17 protein-coding genes and 1 pseudogene are annotated in these 16,012 nt (G+C 65.5%); 7 read left to right on the top strand and 11 right to left on the bottom strand.

Annotated features, from left to right (window positions below; translation table 11 throughout):
• The 5 genes from U9977_RS17280 to U9977_RS17260 form a co-directional block, all read right to left on the bottom strand.
• A partial coding sequence (locus U9977_RS17280) for a hypothetical protein (RefSeq protein WP_322750307.1) occupies nucleotides 1–190 on the bottom strand: 190 nt, incomplete at its 3' end.
• 32 nt (nucleotides 191–222) lie between these two features.
• Nucleotides 223–588 (bottom strand): hypothetical protein, encoded by a 366-nt coding sequence (locus tag U9977_RS17275; protein ID WP_322750306.1) that lies wholly within the window; start codon nucleotides 586–588, stop codon nucleotides 223–225.
• 523 nt (nucleotides 589–1,111) lie between these two features.
• A complete protein-coding gene (locus U9977_RS17270) occupies nucleotides 1,112–2,326 on the bottom strand; it encodes a helix-turn-helix transcriptional regulator (protein ID WP_322750305.1) in 1,215 nt (404 codons plus the stop codon).
• Entirely contained in the window at nucleotides 2,323–2,640 is a 318-nt protein-coding gene (locus U9977_RS17265) for a putative quinol monooxygenase (protein ID WP_322750304.1), read from the bottom strand. Before U9977_RS17265 ends, U9977_RS17270 begins: the two co-directional genes overlap by 4 nt.
• Before the next feature lie 574 nt (nucleotides 2,641–3,214).
• Nucleotides 3,215–4,399, bottom strand: a complete 1,185-nt coding sequence (locus tag U9977_RS17260; RefSeq protein WP_322750303.1) for a DUF6575 domain-containing protein — start codon at nucleotides 4,397–4,399, stop codon at nucleotides 3,215–3,217.
• A gap of 1,002 nt (nucleotides 4,400–5,401) precedes the next feature.
• Here U9977_RS17260 and U9977_RS17255 point away from each other — a divergent pair.
• A complete protein-coding gene (locus U9977_RS17255) occupies nucleotides 5,402–5,581 on the top strand; it encodes a type II toxin-antitoxin system HicB family antitoxin (RefSeq protein ID WP_322750302.1) in 180 nt (59 codons plus the stop codon).
• A 201-nt stretch (nucleotides 5,582–5,782) separates the two neighbouring features.
• On the opposite strand, the gene U9977_RS17250 is transcribed toward U9977_RS17255, so the two are convergent.
• Nucleotides 5,783–6,211 (bottom strand): TauD/TfdA dioxygenase family protein, encoded by a 429-nt coding sequence (locus tag U9977_RS17250; RefSeq protein ID WP_416210669.1) that lies wholly within the window; start codon nucleotides 6,209–6,211, stop codon nucleotides 5,783–5,785.
• 83 nt (nucleotides 6,212–6,294) lie between these two features.
• Between U9977_RS17250 and U9977_RS17245 the strand changes: the two genes are divergently transcribed.
• Both U9977_RS17245 and U9977_RS17240 read left to right on the top strand, forming a co-directional pair.
• Nucleotides 6,295–6,780, top strand: coding sequence for a hypothetical protein (locus U9977_RS17245; RefSeq protein ID WP_322750300.1), 486 nt, complete (start codon nucleotides 6,295–6,297; stop codon nucleotides 6,778–6,780).
• 215 nt (nucleotides 6,781–6,995) lie between these two features.
• Nucleotides 6,996–7,780: pseudogene (locus tag U9977_RS17240) on the top strand (acyl-CoA dehydrogenase family protein).
• A gap of 107 nt (nucleotides 7,781–7,887) precedes the next feature.
• Here the strand turns inward: U9977_RS17240 and U9977_RS17235 are convergent.
• Complete coding sequence (locus U9977_RS17235) at nucleotides 7,888–8,235, bottom strand: DUF4286 family protein (RefSeq protein ID WP_322750299.1); 348 nt, start codon at nucleotides 8,233–8,235, stop codon at nucleotides 7,888–7,890.
• Nucleotides 8,236–8,626: 391 nt separating this feature from the next.
• Between U9977_RS17235 and U9977_RS17230 the strand changes: the two genes are divergently transcribed.
• Complete coding sequence (locus U9977_RS17230; RefSeq protein ID WP_416210667.1) at nucleotides 8,627–8,860, top strand: hypothetical protein; 234 nt, start codon at nucleotides 8,627–8,629, stop codon at nucleotides 8,858–8,860.
• Between the two features lie 566 nt (nucleotides 8,861–9,426).
• Here the strand turns inward: U9977_RS17230 and bldC are convergent.
• Together bldC and U9977_RS17220 are read right to left on the bottom strand one after the other, a co-directional pair.
• Nucleotides 9,427–9,633: a developmental transcriptional regulator BldC gene (bldC, locus tag U9977_RS17225; RefSeq protein WP_322750297.1), complete on the bottom strand. Its 207-nt coding sequence runs from the start codon at nucleotides 9,631–9,633 to the stop codon at nucleotides 9,427–9,429.
• A 152-nt stretch (nucleotides 9,634–9,785) separates the two neighbouring features.
• A complete protein-coding gene (locus U9977_RS17220) occupies nucleotides 9,786–10,622 on the bottom strand; it encodes a hypothetical protein (RefSeq protein WP_322750296.1) in 837 nt (278 codons plus the stop codon).
• Between the two features lie 294 nt (nucleotides 10,623–10,916).
• Between U9977_RS17220 and U9977_RS17215 the strand changes: the two genes are divergently transcribed.
• A complete protein-coding gene (locus U9977_RS17215) occupies nucleotides 10,917–11,987 on the top strand; it encodes a Glu/Leu/Phe/Val family dehydrogenase (RefSeq protein WP_322750295.1) in 1,071 nt (356 codons plus the stop codon).
• Between the two features lie 188 nt (nucleotides 11,988–12,175).
• Complete coding sequence (locus U9977_RS17210) at nucleotides 12,176–12,379, top strand: DUF3073 domain-containing protein (RefSeq protein ID WP_322750294.1); 204 nt, start codon at nucleotides 12,176–12,178, stop codon at nucleotides 12,377–12,379.
• 277 nt (nucleotides 12,380–12,656) lie between these two features.
• On the opposite strand, the gene purM is transcribed toward U9977_RS17210, so the two are convergent.
• Together purM and purF are read right to left on the bottom strand one after the other, a co-directional pair.
• Nucleotides 12,657–13,808 carry a phosphoribosylformylglycinamidine cyclo-ligase gene (purM, locus tag U9977_RS17205; protein WP_322750293.1) on the bottom strand — a complete coding sequence of 384 codons (1,152 nt, stop codon included), beginning with the start codon at nucleotides 13,806–13,808 and terminating at the stop codon, nucleotides 12,657–12,659.
• 23 nt (nucleotides 13,809–13,831) lie between these two features.
• Nucleotides 13,832–15,505 carry an amidophosphoribosyltransferase gene (gene purF / locus U9977_RS17200; protein ID WP_416210671.1) on the bottom strand — a complete coding sequence of 558 codons (1,674 nt, stop codon included), beginning with the start codon at nucleotides 15,503–15,505 and terminating at the stop codon, nucleotides 13,832–13,834.
• 203 nt (nucleotides 15,506–15,708) lie between these two features.
• Between purF and U9977_RS17195 the strand changes: the two genes are divergently transcribed.
• A complete protein-coding gene (locus U9977_RS17195; protein ID WP_322750291.1) occupies nucleotides 15,709–15,954 on the top strand; it encodes a type II toxin-antitoxin system prevent-host-death family antitoxin in 246 nt (81 codons plus the stop codon).
• The last annotated feature ends 58 nt before the right edge of the window (nucleotides 15,955–16,012 follow it).

Here is a 16,012-nt window from a genome sequence, read left to right as displayed (position 1 = left end):
ACCGAACAGCAGAGCCATCGCGGCGCTGTCGACCGGACATATCCGGTCTCGGGTCCGACAGCAACCGCTGACAGCAACACCAGCGGACGTCCGCGGACGCCCGGCGCAGGTCACGGACGTCCACGAACATCAGCAGACCGTCTGCCCTGCTCTTGTAATCGGAAGCACGGTCGGTACCGTGGCCGGTCAATTACCGTGTCCTCGTGGCCGCCGTCTCGGTTCTCATACGGACTGAACATCAAAGATCCGCACGACGTACTGGTCGAGCAGTAGACCGAAATCACGTGGCGACCGAATCCGGGGTCCATTGACGATCACTGCATCCCACTCGCGTGTCACCGCGTCCACGTCTGCCCATCCTCCTCGGAACAGAACAATGAAGAGCCGGGCGTCGCCCGGGCCGGAGATCTCCACCCCGATCGAGTCCGGATCGGTGACCAGGTTCCGGTCCCGCTCCAACGTCTGAGGCCACGGCGCGGCATAGTCCCGCCAGGTCACAGCCTCCACGCTCAGGCCAGCGAGTTCCCAGCCAGGCCGACGCCTAGCGATCTCATCAGCCGCATGATCGAGGTCGACGACATAATCCACGCCACGAACCCTGCACGGGTCCAGATGTCACGGCAAAATCGCTGATGCTCGGAGCCCGCCCCGCGGCGCGGCGATCTGACGGCAACGCTGACGGCAGCGCTGACGGCAACAGCAGCGGACGGCAGTGGACGACCACGGACGGACGAGGCTGCCTGAGCAGGCACGACGGACGACCAGGGACCACTACGGGACCACGCGCCGCGCCTGAAAAGCGGAAGGTCGGCGGTTCGACCCCGCCCCTGCCCACCATCAGTACCAGGCAGAGTAAAGCCCACCAAAGATCTTGGCGGGCTTTGTGCGGTCGGCGCGGTCCGACGCCGGCCTGAGATGCGTCCGCCTGATCGACGGACACGGACCCGTTCACGGGGTCGACAGCCGTGACAGTCCGGTTGAGGGCATGCTTCATCCCGGGTCTGACCTCCAAGCAGGTCGGATCAAGGACCCCGGCCGGTGGCGCCGCCAATCCGCACCTTAAGTACTGGTAGTACTATAAGTGCTGTCTAGTACTTTCCGTGCTGGTCTCTTATGCGACAACCCCGCATCGGTCCGCCAAGGCGCGTAGGTCCTGGTCAGAGCGCCATCCGGGGTCTTGGAGTAGGTCCCGGACCAGGACGCGGACTTTTGGGTGGTCTCGGATCTGCTCGGGCGCGATGCGCTCGGCCTCCAGAAGCGCGGCGATGGCGTCGCCGCGGTCGCGGCGCTGAGCGTGGGCGCGCGCCACGTCCACCAGAAAGCGGCCACGCCGTTCAGCAGACAGCCCGGCAGTGTCCACACGGCCGGCGCGGTCGAGGGCATCGCCAGCGTCGCCCAGCTCCACGGCGACCGCGACCGCGTGCAGTGCGACGTTCGCCGGACCGAACTCCAGATTGAAGTCGTTCCGACCTGCGCCAACGACCGCGGCGAGTGTTTCAGCCTCCCCGATCGCCTGCCAGGCCGCGCGCCGGTCACCCGAGCGGGCGCAGATGATCGACTGAACCAGGCACAGCGCGCCAAGGGCTGACTGCGCCTCGACTCCCAGCCCTGACGAGCCAGAGCGGAGCGCATCGGCAGCGACCGTAGCGGTGTGCCGGGCTTGCTGGAAGCGGCCGGCGCTGAGGAAGGTGTGCGCTAGGCGATGGTGGCCGGCGGCCACCAGGCCCAGGTTCCCGGCGTGTTCGGCAGCGAACAGCGCGCGGTCCGCGGCAAGCCACGCCACCTCGATGTCACCGACTTTGACGAACAGTTCCGTAACGGCCTGGTAGGCAGCGGCCAGGGCCCTGGCGACCGCCTGACGCTGGTCGGGCGTGGCGGAGCGGACCGCGGTTTCCAGTTCGCTGATCAGCGGTGCGAGAGCGGGGCCGGCGTCCGTGTAACGGGACGCATGGACCAGCGACCAAGCCTCGTCTACTCGGCCCTGGGCGTCTCCGACCGGGGAAGCCTCCGTAGTCGTCCCTGAGAACAGGAGCGGCAACGCGGGGTGTCCCGTGAGCGCAAGGCAAAGCAGCGTCCGCCACGACTCGGCCTCAGCCTCGACAGGCTCAGCCGGCGCGTCTGGCGCGAGATCCGAGACGGGAACGCCGAGCACATCGGCCACCTGGGCGAGGACCGACAGCCGGTCGACCTTCCGCGTGTTCCGCTCGACCTGAGAGACCCAGCTCTCCGACCGGCCGATCAGTCGGCCCAATTCCACTTGGGAAAGTCCGCGCCGTTTGCGATGAAATGCGAATCTTTCGCCCAGAGTGGGAAGCGGATCTGTCATCGCGCACCGGCCGGCATGCCCTTGCCATCGGCAACAGTCACGAACTCAACCCGCGGTGGTCCGGAAAGGAACTCCTCGCGGACCGAGAGGAAGGCCCGAACGTGGTCCTGGCGCTCGTGCTCGTCGAACGCCACTCGGTCTCGGTAGACCTCGTAAAAGATCCGGGCGTCAGGGTCTCCGTCTACGGTGTGCGTCAGGTATAGCAAGGTTCCTGACTCGGATGACACGATGAGCGGCAACGTTCGGGCCACCAGCCGGTCGAAACCTTCGGCGGCACCGGGCCGCAGACTGAACCGGACCACCAAGCCGAACATAGATCCTCTTCCCTGTGGATGGACGTCTCGAGTTCAACGATCCTTTCAAAGGTCGCATTCCCGCGACTACCCCGCACTTTTGGTGCGATCCGACTACGCTGGGTCGGCTAGTCGACGTGGCACGACCGCACCAGGCAGATGGGCCGGCAGGACCCGGTAGTGCGTGATGCCCCGTAGTTCCATCCACGCAGCGATCGCAGATGGTCCCGCAAACGGAGCTACAAGTTCGATGGGCTCGCCGTCGTCGCCGAGGACCAGGCCTCCGACCAGGGCCGGGTACCGGTCGGGTCGCCCTGATGCGCTGGGTATCCCGGCAGGGGATGGCTCAAGATCGACGCCCCGCCAGGGCGGAAACAGCGCGCGGGGGGGAACGTCGGCGCAATCCGGCTCCTCGACTCCGACCAGCCGAGCGTCGCTACGACCGTTTGAACCCGCCAGGCCATTTCGGCATGCTAGCGATCTTCGGCGAGAGTTGCCTCTGCTTCGAATCGTCGCCGAGTCGATCCTGGTCGAAACATCTAGCGCGGTCGACTAAATTTTGGCCATACGAACGTTTCCTGGTCGAACCTCGGTCTCACAGCGTCGACAACTCAACGAGGAATCGCCTCGTACGGACGTCGCCGGTAGCACTGCTCGACTCAGCGACCTCTTCTATCGTGGCTCTGTAGCTGCGGTTTACCGTCGCTGCCGAGGCGGCTTCCATCGCGGAGTCGTGGATTCTACCGGTCCATTTGACACCATCCTCGTCTCGAAGCTCGTATATGCGCGTCCGAACATTGATTCCAATTAGTTGCGCATTCAGGGTATGTCGTACCGTATCTGCTATTTCCAGTTCACTCAGCCATTCGGAGAGATCTCTAATCTGGCTCACGCTCAGAGACGCCTCGTTGAGGACTCGGTTAGGCGTCGCATGCGAAATAGTTAGGCCTCCCTTCGCCGCCGCCACGTCTTCGATAAATGACCTGAGTTTGGTCGGAACCCGCCCTTTCAAGGCGAGCAATTGGCTACCGAGTGCCCTACGGTCGCCGGCATCACGCATAAGCCCGATCAGTGTATCGGCGCTGCGCGAGAATAGAGAACTTTCAAAAAGGTCGAGCTGGGAAACGCCTGCCAGCTCAAGAACAAATGAACCTGCGAACGCACCGACCAGCATACTGTCAGTACCCAACAAGATTTCTTCCGGTATCACGCCTCGGGTAGTGGGCTCGCCAACTTGGACCTGACCAATTGCGTCGATCAATTCTTGTACACCGACAAGAGTCTGACCAACTATCCGAGTCGGAGCCTCGTTGCGCGTAGTGTCGAGACCAAACGCGAGTCGCAGCAAAGATCTATGTTGCTGCGCTGCGCGATCCCTGAATTCTCTGGTTTCGTCCGCTGGCGGCAAAGTGACGGTTTCAAGATGAAGATACGATGCCACATCCGGGAGAAAACTTTCAGGAATTTCGCCCAAACTCTCCCACTGCGCGAAAGGGACGTCCTCGCCGAAAAGGGGGACCAAATAAACTCCACCGCTCTCCGAGTTTTCGATCGCCACCCTCAAAGATATGATTCCTGAGCGGATCGCTTTCAAACGCTCAGGAGACACCGGAAGAAGAAGGTAGATTTCTCTTTCGTCGGATTCGTCGACCCAGACGCCGATGTAGTTCTGCCCCGTCGCAGAAATACAAGAGAATAGGCGTGGAGAGTCGAAGAAGACAAAAGTCTCTACGAGATTCAATGGTCCTAGGTTAGTGCCGTCTGGTAGCCAACCGCTCATGACGTGGCTCCCGCTAGTACTTTAAATGTGGTCCAAGCACTATCATTGATTGGGCGCCACCAAGTGAGATGAGAAGACACCGTCGATGGCGTGAATTTCATGAGGCCCGCACCATCAATAATGCCCCGGGATACTTGCTTCTTGCGCATTCCAGGAACGAGTGCCTTAAAAGTCTCGATTTCGTCTGGGTTGGTGAGGACCGAGATTCCGGCAGCCAGGCACGGCTTCTCATATGTACGATCAGGCCAACGCTGAGTATGCGAGCGGAAATCCTTCTCGGTCGGAGTGCTCGTACTCACGAGTCGGAATACCGTACCTCTGGCAGGCACCGCGTCTGCTGGCGGGCATCCCTCGGGCATTGGCACTGGCCATTCATACACTCTTCAGGTCCCCCGATCAAGAAACGTGCCGCCGCGCAGTGTACTCAGCTGCACCCAGATGGCAGCATATCGCGCATGGTGATCTAGACAAGAGCCCGCAGGCACGACATTTCGAAGCTGACGCATCTGGGCGCAGGTAGCGAGTACCGAGGTCGCTTGCCGCGCGGTGCTCCGGGTGGACCCTGGCCTCAGGCGCTGGGCCGCCGTGGCGCGGAGGTCGAGCACTAGCCGGCCGGCCAGGGACGGGCGAGCGGCAAGGCGATGGTCTCAGTCTTGGTTTCGTTCAGGGTCGTTCAGCGCCGGTCACGACCAGAGTGCGGCATCGCCCCGCCAGCGCCGCGAACCGCCATGAAGGCCCGCGTACACGCCACCGTGGCACTGAAAAGCGGAAGGTCGGCGGTTCGACCCCGCCCCTGCCCACGCGCTAACTTCTGTTACTCGCCGCACCGACGTGCAGCCTCGCGTCAGCCCGAACCGCACGCCGTTCCGACGGCCCCCGGCAGCGGGGGGACGCTGGAACCGTTCGCCACTCTCGGCGGCGATCCCGCCCTCGCCGGGCGGGATCCAGTGCCGTGATCGCGGCTACTGCGAACCCTGCGGCTTGCGGCGGACAGTCAGCGCCATGAAGCGGATGGTCCAGATCCCCTACGGGCTGGAGCAGGATAAGGACGGCACCTGGGCGGCCCATGCGTCGTTCCCCAGCGGTGGCGCACATGGGTTCGGTAACACCCCCGAGGACGCCGTGGCTGATCTCTACGAGGCTGTCAGCCTGGTCATCGAGGAGTTCGTCGCCGCTCTGTGACCCACGGCCAGTTGGTTCGAATGCCCCGTCGCCTCGGACCGCGATCCCGAGCTGATCACGGCCTTCGGTATCGGGTTCGAACGGACGACCTGACCCGGCAGCAGTACCTGTGGGATGGCGTCGACATGGGTGCGGCGAAGCGCCGGATGGCCGTGCCAGCCGCAGCCGTCGACCAGCGAATGCAGAACGCGCGACTGCGCGTCAGAGATCAGCGTACAACGGCTCGTCGGCGATCATGATCAGCTCCAGTAGCCGGGGGGAGTCGGCGTAGTTGCGCACGGCGTAGTGGACCGCGGCTCGGTTGTCCCAGAATGCAATCGACCCGGGGCGCCAGGAGAACCGGACCTGATTTTCCGGCTTCCGGTACTGGTCGATGACGAGTGTGAGCAGTTCCCTGCTCTCGGCCCGGTCCAGCCCGATGATCGAGAGACGTTGAGTGACATTCACCCAAAGGATCTTCACGCCGGTCTCGCGGTGCACCCGGACGATTGGGTGGGCCACGATCGGGTAGTCGTGACCGGGTGGTTCGTCCAGGGCGCTTTTGGCCCCCACGGGTTCTTCCGGGGGCTCCGGGTGCCCCTTCAGAGTCCCGTGCTGACATCGTCCCGGCGATCTGCCGGGGCGTGTCATGGCGACTGTGTAAGCCGGAGGTGGACCAGGATCGATCTACCTTGATCGGGTAAGTCGGAAAGGGGCACCGAATGGTACAGAGAATGATGCTTCGGACAAAAGACGAGGCTGCGGCACGGAGGATCGCCGGGGACGATCGGGGCGGCACTATCCTGTTCTCTCGCGAAGCCCGCAACGCGACCGAAGCAATCCTCTCCGCAATTATCGACAGTGAACAGTCAGGGCTGATGGTGACCGGCGTCATGGAGGATCTGGTAACCGTCGAGGACATTGCCGAAAAAACCAGCCGGTCCGGCCCCGCGGTAGGGCACTGGATCACCGGTGAACGCGGACCAGGCGGCTTCCCAGTCCCAATGATTCACCGCGGCAGCCGGATCAAGCTGTATTCCTGGGCACAAGTGTCGGCTTGGCTGTCGAACGCCAGACTCGGACAGGTAGACCCTGCGGCCGCCGAGGTCGCCACCGCTGCCGCTGCCGCCGAGATAGGGGCACTTCTCCACGCCCGACAAATCCTGCGCGACGCACCCTCCACCCGACGAGCAATGTTGAAGAATCTAATAGCCGCCTGAGCCAACGAGTGTGGCGACGAGACGGGACCACTTCAGCCGACCGAACGCCAGCAGATCCGGGGGTCAGCTGCCGTCACATGCCTGCAACAGCTGCCGATTCAGGGGCTCGGCCCACAGACGGCCTTCCTCTCTGAGTCCGGACGCGTAGAGATCCCACGTGCACCAGCGCGCTAGCGTGTACCTGGAGGTAGTCGGCGAAACAAGAGGCTCAGATCATGCCCGATCTCGACCCCGACGAGCAGGCCGTTGTCGACACTGTCCGTGACTTCGTGGACCACCAGGTCCGCCCGGTGGCCCGTGCGCTTGAACACGAGAACACCTATCCGGAAATGCTGATCAAGCAGATGAAGCGGATCGGCATCTTCGGCCTGGCCATCCCGGAACCCTACGGCGCCGTGAATGTCTCGACTGTCTGCTACGCACTGGTCACCGAGGAACTGGCACGGGGCTGGATGAGCCTCGCCGGCGCCATGGGCGGGCACACCGTCGTGTCGAAGCTGTTGCTGGAGTACGGGCACCAAGGAGCAGAAGCAGCGCTACCTGCCCCGGATGGCCACCGGCGAGCTCCGTGCGGCGATGGCCCTGACCGAGCCGGGCGGGGGTTCGGATCTGCAGGCGATGCGCACCACCGCCCGCCCCGCCGGTGACGGATACCTGATCAACGGGGCCAAGACCTGGATCACCAACGCACGTCGCGCCGGGCTGCTGGCGCTGTTGTGCAAGACCGACCCGGCCGCGACGCCCGTGCATCGCGGTATCAGCATCCTGCTGGTGGAGAAGGTGCCCGGGTTCACCGTCTCCAAGGACCTGCCCAAGCTCGGCTACAAAGGTGTGGAGAGCTGCGAGCTGTCCTTCGTGGACTGCCAGCTACTCGACGGAGTTCGACGTCGAGCGCTACTTCCGGGACGCACCGCTGATGATCGTCGGCGAGGGCACCAACGAGATCCAGCGCAACGTCATCGCCGGGCAGCTCATCGCGCGGGGCGGACTCCCCTACTGATGACCCTTACTGATGACCCCTACTGCCGGGGACGATCTGGTGCCGGAGCCCGCTGCCGCGGTTCGGTCGGCTCCGGCACCAGGTTCGTCGGCTCGGAAACGACCGGATCAGGACTCGGGTGCAGTGATCTCCCGGCAGAACCGGAACACGGGGGGCGGGTCGAGCTGGAGCCCGACCGGGGTCGACATCGTGCCGGCGCTGATAGCTGCGCCGAGCGTCGCCTGCACAGCCTCGATATCGTCGGCATCTATCTCGTAGATCGCGATGAACGGGCCGTCCTCGCCGAGTGACTCGAACCTGCGGGCCGACACGAACCCGTCGATCGCCAAAATCTCCTGCAGATGGCCCTCGTTGTACCACTTGTGGTACTCGGTCGCCTGTTCCGGCGAGCTCGGTCGTGATTCGACGTAGAGAATCCCCTTGGGCACTTGCCCGACCTCCTTCTCGATGAACATCTTCTCTGGCTATGAGACAAAACGCTTGATATCACGAATGTTCGACGAACGGGAAAATGCGGGTGAGGTCGGGGTCGGGTCGGTCGTTGCGAACCGGTCGCGCGGGGTGAGGGCACCGCCCCGGTCGGGCATCCGGCTTCCCCACGCGCGGCCTGCGAAAACGATCTCGCAATCATCAAGATCTGTGGATCTCGGGTGGAACCGACCTCGTGGCAGCCTTCGTGCTTTTTGTTGCCGAGGCACAGGTGGCTGACACGCAGGCCGGGCCGGAGCACGACGGTGCCGGCGCGTCCTGGCCGCAGATCCGACCCCGAGTACAGCAGTCTCCCTATGGACCCACGCACCAGCGGGGATGAAGGCGTCGAGACGACGACGACAACGGGAGGCCACCATGGGCCACTGCGAGGTTTGCGGCAATGACTACGACATGAGCTTCGAGGTTCACGCCCAGGGCTCAGTACACACGTTCGACAGTTTCGAATGCGCGATCCATTCGATGGCACCGATCTGTGACCACTGCGGAGTGAAGATCTCCGGGCATGGTGCCCAGACCAACGGACAGTTCTTCTGCTGTGCCCACTGCGCCCGGGCGGCAGGCAGAACAGAAATCCGCGACCACGCCTGAAAGATTTCGGAGTCGGGGGCGTGCGACCAGATTCATGATCGCACGCCCCCGATGGGTCCAACCGGCTGTTAGAGCGCCCGACAACAGGGGCGTGGATCAAGGAGCGCAGGCCCGCACGAGCCGGCGCGGATCTCGTCCCGGAACGACAACGGTCCGGAAGGCGCCATCCCGGTTTCGGGGAACCTCCCGGACCTACCGACGGGGTCGTGTCACGGCGCGAGCAGCGTGGAAACGCTGATCATCCCAGGGACAAGAGAGCACGTTCTGCAGCCCTGCGGTGGTGGAGATCTTCGACTGGCAGACCGCCTCGCCTTCCAGTCGAAGATCCTAAAGACGCCTGGACGTACCAGGGCGCCCCCACCGTCAGCGGCCTTGACACATCGGAAGAACAACCGTTGCCCACATTTGAGACAACTGCCGTACCGACATCCCCCTCGGTCCTAGCCTGATCACATCTCAAGTAGCCGGAGATCCCCGAAAAACCAACAACTCGTGAATTCCAGAACTTATCGACCAAAACGGCAGGGCAAGGAGAATCCGATGCATCCGATCGCACCGGCGTGGAGCTATACCTCGCTTCCCACGGATGGGACCCCCTTGAGGAGCGCGCGGACCTCCGCCTCCCGATAGCGGCGGTGGCCGCCAAGGGTGCGTATCGAAGTGAGCTTGCCCGCCTTGGCCCACCTGGTCACGGTCTTCGGGTCAACTCGGAACATGGTTGCCACTTCGGCGGGCGTCAGCAGCGGCTCAGCGTCCGGTGTTCTCGTCGTCATTGTGTTGGCCTCCCGTCACAGAGCGTTGCTCCGTCCCATACAGATCGTGCATCCTTCGGGGGCATTTCGGACATGGCACGTCAGGACCATCTGCTGACTAGTCACACGACGTCCGAAGCGAGCAACCACGCTCAGTTAGTGGTTGCAAACCATCAGCTTGCCGACTCCCGTGCCTGAACCGGTCTCCACCGGTTCAGGACCCGTTCATAGGCCACGACCGCCACATCTGTTCGCCCTAGGCGTAATGCGCTGAGGGCCTCATCAAGGTCTTCGACCGACGTGTCGTCACGCAGAGCGTCGTCATCGAGCAGATCCACGAGTCCGCCGTAGTCGAGTTCGATCCGGCTGTGTGGGTGGAAGTCCGCCAGCCACTGTCTGATCTCGGCCAGACCGTCGACGCCCGGTGAGTCCGGAGCGACGCGACGCAGCATCTCCAATGCCTCCAGCGCCTGTCCGACCCGCCGCTGGGCAAGGCTCAGCGACGTCCGGTAGGACAGCGACCGGTCGGCGCTGTCACCGGTGACCAACAGGCGCTCCGAGGGATCGAACAGGACGAACCACGGTGGCGGCACCATCCAGGTGCAGGTCTGGACGTAGACCTTGAGATCCGGGCGGCGGGTCCGCCAACGGTCGAGCTCGGTCTCGGCCGGGTCCGCGAGCCGTCGCGGGATGAACGCCTCCGCCACCCGATCCGGCAACCCACCGCGAAACTCCATCGCCGCCTGCCACACCCGCAGCTGGGTGTACCAGGGGCAGACGAACATCAGCCCGTCCGCCACCTGGATGAAGGCCGACTCGTCGGCGACGTCCAGCGACGGCCGGATGGTTGCGACGAGGGCCACGACCCGCTCCTGGCGGGCGCCGGCACGGCGGCTCGGAACACGGCCCTTGGCGGCATACCGCTCCCAACGAAGCCGATCGGCCTGCGGGAACGCCGCCAGCGGCTCGTACACCCGCAGATAGGCCGCTGGACTGACCACAGGAGCCACAGACAGATCCTGGCATGCCCGCAGCCTCAGTGGGTTGTCGCGGGCCCGTCAGCGGCATCTGAGCGGCACGGGAGCGGCATGGGAGCGGCCTGCATTGTCGATCTTCACTCGTACCGGTACCGCGACTGGATAGGTTGCGGGCACCGGTCGCGCCCGTCGAAACAGTGTCTGACCCATGCTTCCGCCCGCGTTCCCGGCAGACCACGTTCCGGCCAGACCACGTTCCGGCCAGACCACGTACCGGCCAGACCACGTACCGGCCAGACCACGTACCCGGCGAAGGGAGCCCTCACCGTGCCGTCCGTCTTCACCGTCGGTGCGCAGCACGAACAGGTGGTGTTCTGTGTGGACGCCGCCAGTGGACTGCGTGCGATCATCGCGATCTACTCCACGGCGCTCGGCCCGGCCCTCGGCGGGACCAGGTTCCACCCCTACGTCGACGAGGACGCGGCGCTGCTCGACGCCCTGGCGCTGTCCAGGGCAATGGCTTACAAGGCCGCCTGCGCCGGCCTCGACTTCGGCGGCGGCAAAGCTGTGATCATCGGTGATCCGAGCCGGGACAAGTCCGAGCTGCTGCTGCGCGCATACGGACGCTTTGTCGCCTCGCTCGGGGGCCGTTACATCACCGCTTGTGACGTCGGAACCTACGTCGAGGACATGGACGTGGTCGCCCGCGAGTCCCGATGGGTCACCGGACGGTCGCCTGCGCAGGGTGGCTCCGGCGATTCCGGCGTCCTGACCGCCTACGGCGTGTTCGAGGGCATGCGTGCCTGCGCCGAGTACCTGTGGGGCACGCCGTCGCTTGTCGGTCGCCGTGTTGCCGTGGCCGGACTCGGGAAGGTCGGCCGGCGTCTGGTCGGCCGGCTGCTCGCCGACGGCGCCGCCGTGGTCGCCGCGGACGTCGACCAGGCCGCGCTCGATCGGGTCCACGCGCAGTATCCCGACGCCGAGCTGCGGACCGATCCCGACGCGCTGATCACCGCCGACGTCGACGTGTACTCGCCGTGCGCGCTGGGCGGAGCGCTCACCGCGGAGGTGGCGAGCGCCCTGTACGCGCGGGTCGTCTGTGGCGGAGCTAACAACCAGCTCGCCGATGCCGACGTGGACGAACGGTTGGCCGCCGCGGGCGTCCTCTACGCACCCGACTTCGTGGTCAACGCCGGCGGTCTGATCCAGGTGGCCGACGAGGTCGAGGGCTACTCGCACGAGCGGGCGCAGGCCGGGGTCAGCCGTATCTTCGCGTCAACGCTGGACGTTCTCGGCCATGCCGAGCAGGCCGGGGTGACCTCCACCGTGGCCGCCACCCAGCTCGCGGAGCGCCGGATGACCGGGATCGGACAACTGCGTAGGATCCTCATCCAATGACTCTAAGCAACCACCTTGGGATGTCGATCAGTGATCCACGTCACACGTCGTTCATCGCAATCGTCGTGCGGCCCGACAACTGTCGGGTTGGCGTGCCCATGAGCCCGCGATCCCTGTAGTCTCGGGAGGCACGAGATAATGAGAGCACCGGGGCGGGTCCCCGTCGTCATGTTCGAGGGGGTCGAGCCATGGGGCGCGGCCGAGCAAAGGCCAAGCAGACGAAAGTCGCCCGCGAGCTCAAGTACAACTCGCCCAACATGGACCTTGATCGCCTAAAAGCCGATCTGGGTGCCGGTAGCGCGCGAGAAGACACCGCGGACGATCAGCACTCGTCGGATGATTCCTACGAGTACGACTACGCCGACGAGGACGAGGACACCGGTCGGCGGTAAGTGACACAAGCATGGTTGCGGGTCTCCGGATCCCGGGCTCCCATGTGACCGAGGGCAACGCGATGGTGATCTTTATCGCGTTGGCGGCGGCCCAAGGAGCCCATGCGGCTAGGCCCACGCAGGCCGCAGCGGTGGCTGCGCGGGCGTCCTGTGCCGGCGTTCGCGGGATCCGGTGCCGCATCCATGGGCGAGAACCGCCACATGCCTCAGGCCATCAGGCCATCAGGCCACGACGTGCTGGCATGGTCAACCCACATCTCGGTCGCGGACGGTCGCTCTAACGTGGATGTTCGCCGACCATCTCCGCCGGCTGACCAACGCGATCGCGATCATCATCCGCATCGCCGACGCCGTCAGCCGGGCTGTTCGCGGGGCCGTCGGCATCGCAACGGACGACCTCGCCGATGATCCACGCTGGTATCCCGCGCGCGGCGAGCAGGTCGAGGGCGGCGCAGGCGTCCTGCGCAGGCAGCACCGCGACCATCCCCACCCCGAGGTTGAACGTCCGTTCCATCTCTACCGCTGGAACACCACCACGCTCGGCGAGCAGGCTGAACACGGGTGGCGGGGTCCAGGTGGACCGGTCCAGCCGGGCGGTCAATTCGGCGGGGATCACCCGGGCCAGATTGGCCGCGAGCCCACCACCGGTGATGTGCGCGAACGCGTGGACGTCCACGGCCGCGGCCAGCGCCAGGCAGTCACGGGCGTAGATCCGGGTAGGGACGAGCAGGGCATCACCGAGAGTGGTCCCCAGGCTGTCCTCATGACGGGCCAAGGCGGCGAGACCCGTGGGCGAGACCCCGCCCGGGCCGTCGGGGTCGACCGGGCCGAGCAGCACATGACGCACCAGGGAGTAGCCGTTGGAATGCAGACCGGCGGAGGCCATCGCCACCACCGCGTCCCCCGGTCGCACCCGCTGCGGGCCAAGGAGCGCGTCCGTCTCCACCACACCGACACCGGTGGCCGCGAGATCGTAGTCGTCGGGGCCCATGAGCCCGGGATGCTCAGCGGTCTCACCGCCGACAAGGGCGGCGCCGGCCTGTTGGCAGCCGAGCGCGATCCCCGCGACGATTGTGGCGATACGCTCGGGAACAACGACTCCGCAGGCGATGTAGTCGAGCAGGAAAAGCGGTTCGGCGCCGCAGACCACCAGGTCGTCCACGACCATCGCAACCAGGTCGACACCGATGGTGTCATGCCGGCCGACGGCCCGCGCAACAGCAATCTTCGTGCCCACACCGTCGGTCGACGAGGCGAGCAGGGGACGCCGGTAGCGGGTGACGTCGAGCGCGAACAGCCCGGCGAAGCCCCCGAGCGATCCGACGACCTCCGGGCGGGTGGCCCGCGCGACATGCGCGCGCATGAGCGCCACGGCGCGGTCACCGGCGTCGATATCCACGCCCGCGTCCCGGTAGGACACGTTCGTCACAGGCTGATCAGGCGGCGGCGCGCTCACCGTCGCCGTGCCACCGGGCTGGCGCCGTCCATGCCCGCGCCGTCCATGCCCGCGCCGTCCATGCCCGCGCCGTCCATGCCCGCGCCGCCCACGAGCGCGGGGTCGTGGCCGGCACGGTCACCGTCCGCGGCGTCTTCCAGCAGGTACTTGCCGAGGTGGTCGGCATGCGGCAACGGCACCGGGTACACCCCGTCGAAACAGGCTCGGCACAGCTGCGCCACCGGCTGGCGGGACGCCGCGACCAGGCCGGCCAGTGACACGTAGGCCAGGGAGTCGGCTCCCAGCGACTCGCGGATCTCATCGACGTGGGCGTTGTGCGCGATCAGTTCGGAGCGGGTGGCGAAGTCGATGCCGTAGAAGCACGGCCAGCGCACCGGCGGCGAGGAGATCCGCACATGTACCTCGGTGGCGCCGGCCTCGCGCAGCATCCGCACCAGGGCGCGTTGGGTGTTCCCCCGCACGATCGAGTCGTCGACGACGACAAGGCGGCGGCCGTCGATGACATCACGCAGCGGATTGAGCTTCAGCCGGATCCCACGCTGGCGGATCGTCTGCGACGGTTGGATGAACGTCCGTCCCACATAGGAGTTCTTCACCAGCCCGTCGCCGTACGGGATGTGGCTGGCCTCGGCAAAGCCGACCGCTGCGGGCACGCCCGACTGCGGCACCCCGATCACGAGATCGGCGTCCGCCGGCGCCTCGTGGGCGAGTGTCCGCCCGACCTCGACCCGGGTCGCGTGCACGGAACGGCCCGCGATCGTGGTGTCGGGACGAGCGAGGTAGACGTACTCGAACAGGCATCCGTGCGGTGTCGCCGGCGCAAACCGGTGCGAGCGCGGCCCGTCGGCGTCAATGACGATCAGTTCACCGGGTTCGACCTCGCGGACGAAACCGGCGCCGACGATGTCGAGGGCAGCGGTCTCACTCGCCACGACCCAACCGGTGTCCGGGCCGTCCCCGCCGAGCCGACCCAGCACGAGCGGATGCACACCGTGGGTGTCCCGGGCGGCGTACAGGGTCGAGGTGTCGCAGAACACCAGCGAGAACGCGCCGGCCAGCCGGGGCAGCACGTCCATGGCCGCTTCTTCCAGCGTCAGGCCGGGATGCGCGGCCAACATCGCGGTGATCAGGTCGGAGTCCGTCGTCGCCCGGATCGGGCCCCTGACGGTGTCGGCGAGGTCCGCGGCCAGGGTCGCGGTATTGGTGAGGTTGCCGTTATGACCCAGTGCAACCGCTCCACCGCCGTGCGACGACCGGTAGGACGGCTGGGCATTGTCCCAGGTCGACGATCCGGTGGTCGAGTAACGGGTATGGCCCACGGCCAGGTGCCCGGTCAGGCTCGCCAGGGTCACATCGTCGAAGACCTGGGCGACCAGCCCCAGTTCCTTGAAGACGACGACCGTCCGGCCGTCGGCGACCGCGATACCCGCCGCTTCCTGGCCCCGATGCTGCAACGCGTACAGTCCGTAGTAGGTTAGGTTCGCAACGTCCTCATCCGGAGCCCACACCCCGAACACCCCGCAGGCGTCCCGCGGACCTGGATCATCGACGTACTCACGGGCCCAGTCCCCGGCATCACGGTGCTCAGTGGTCGCCGCCGGAAGCCGGCTGTCGCTGCGGGAGACATCCGCTGGTTCGACATGCGCCGTCGGACGGGCAGAGTTGGACATCGAACAGTCACCGACGTCGGGCAACACAGCTCCTTGGGACGTCGTTCACACTGGTCCACAGCCCACGCTAGCAGCGCCAACCCGCCCGACACCTGTCGATCTCCAACTCATGCGGGACACCACGGACAGGTCCGGTCCGGGTAGTCCCTCGAGCACCCGAAGCACATGCGCAACGCTGAAGCATATGTGCAACACTGCAGAGCATGACGATCGTCGGCCTCCGCGAACTGCGGACGAACGCCAGTAACGTGATCCGCCGGGTGGAAGCAGGCGAGCGGGTGACGGTCACAGTCGACCGCCGTCCCGTCGCGGAGATCATCCCACTGCGGCGTCGCACCTGGCTTCCGCGTACGGAAGCCATCGCGCTTCTGCGCCAGGTCCAGCCCGACCCTGCGATGGAGGACCTGCTCGCCGAGCTCCGGGAAGAACGAGTCGGCGATAACGAGTGAAACTCCTGCTGGACACGTCGCTATTAATCACTATTCATGAGAAAACCGCCCCAATACT

Source organism: Protofrankia sp. Cas8 (assembly GCF_963555845.1).
Lineage (GTDB): Bacteria > Actinomycetota > Actinomycetes > Frankiales > Frankiaceae > Protofrankia.
This window is presented reverse-complemented; position numbering and strand designations above follow the sequence as displayed.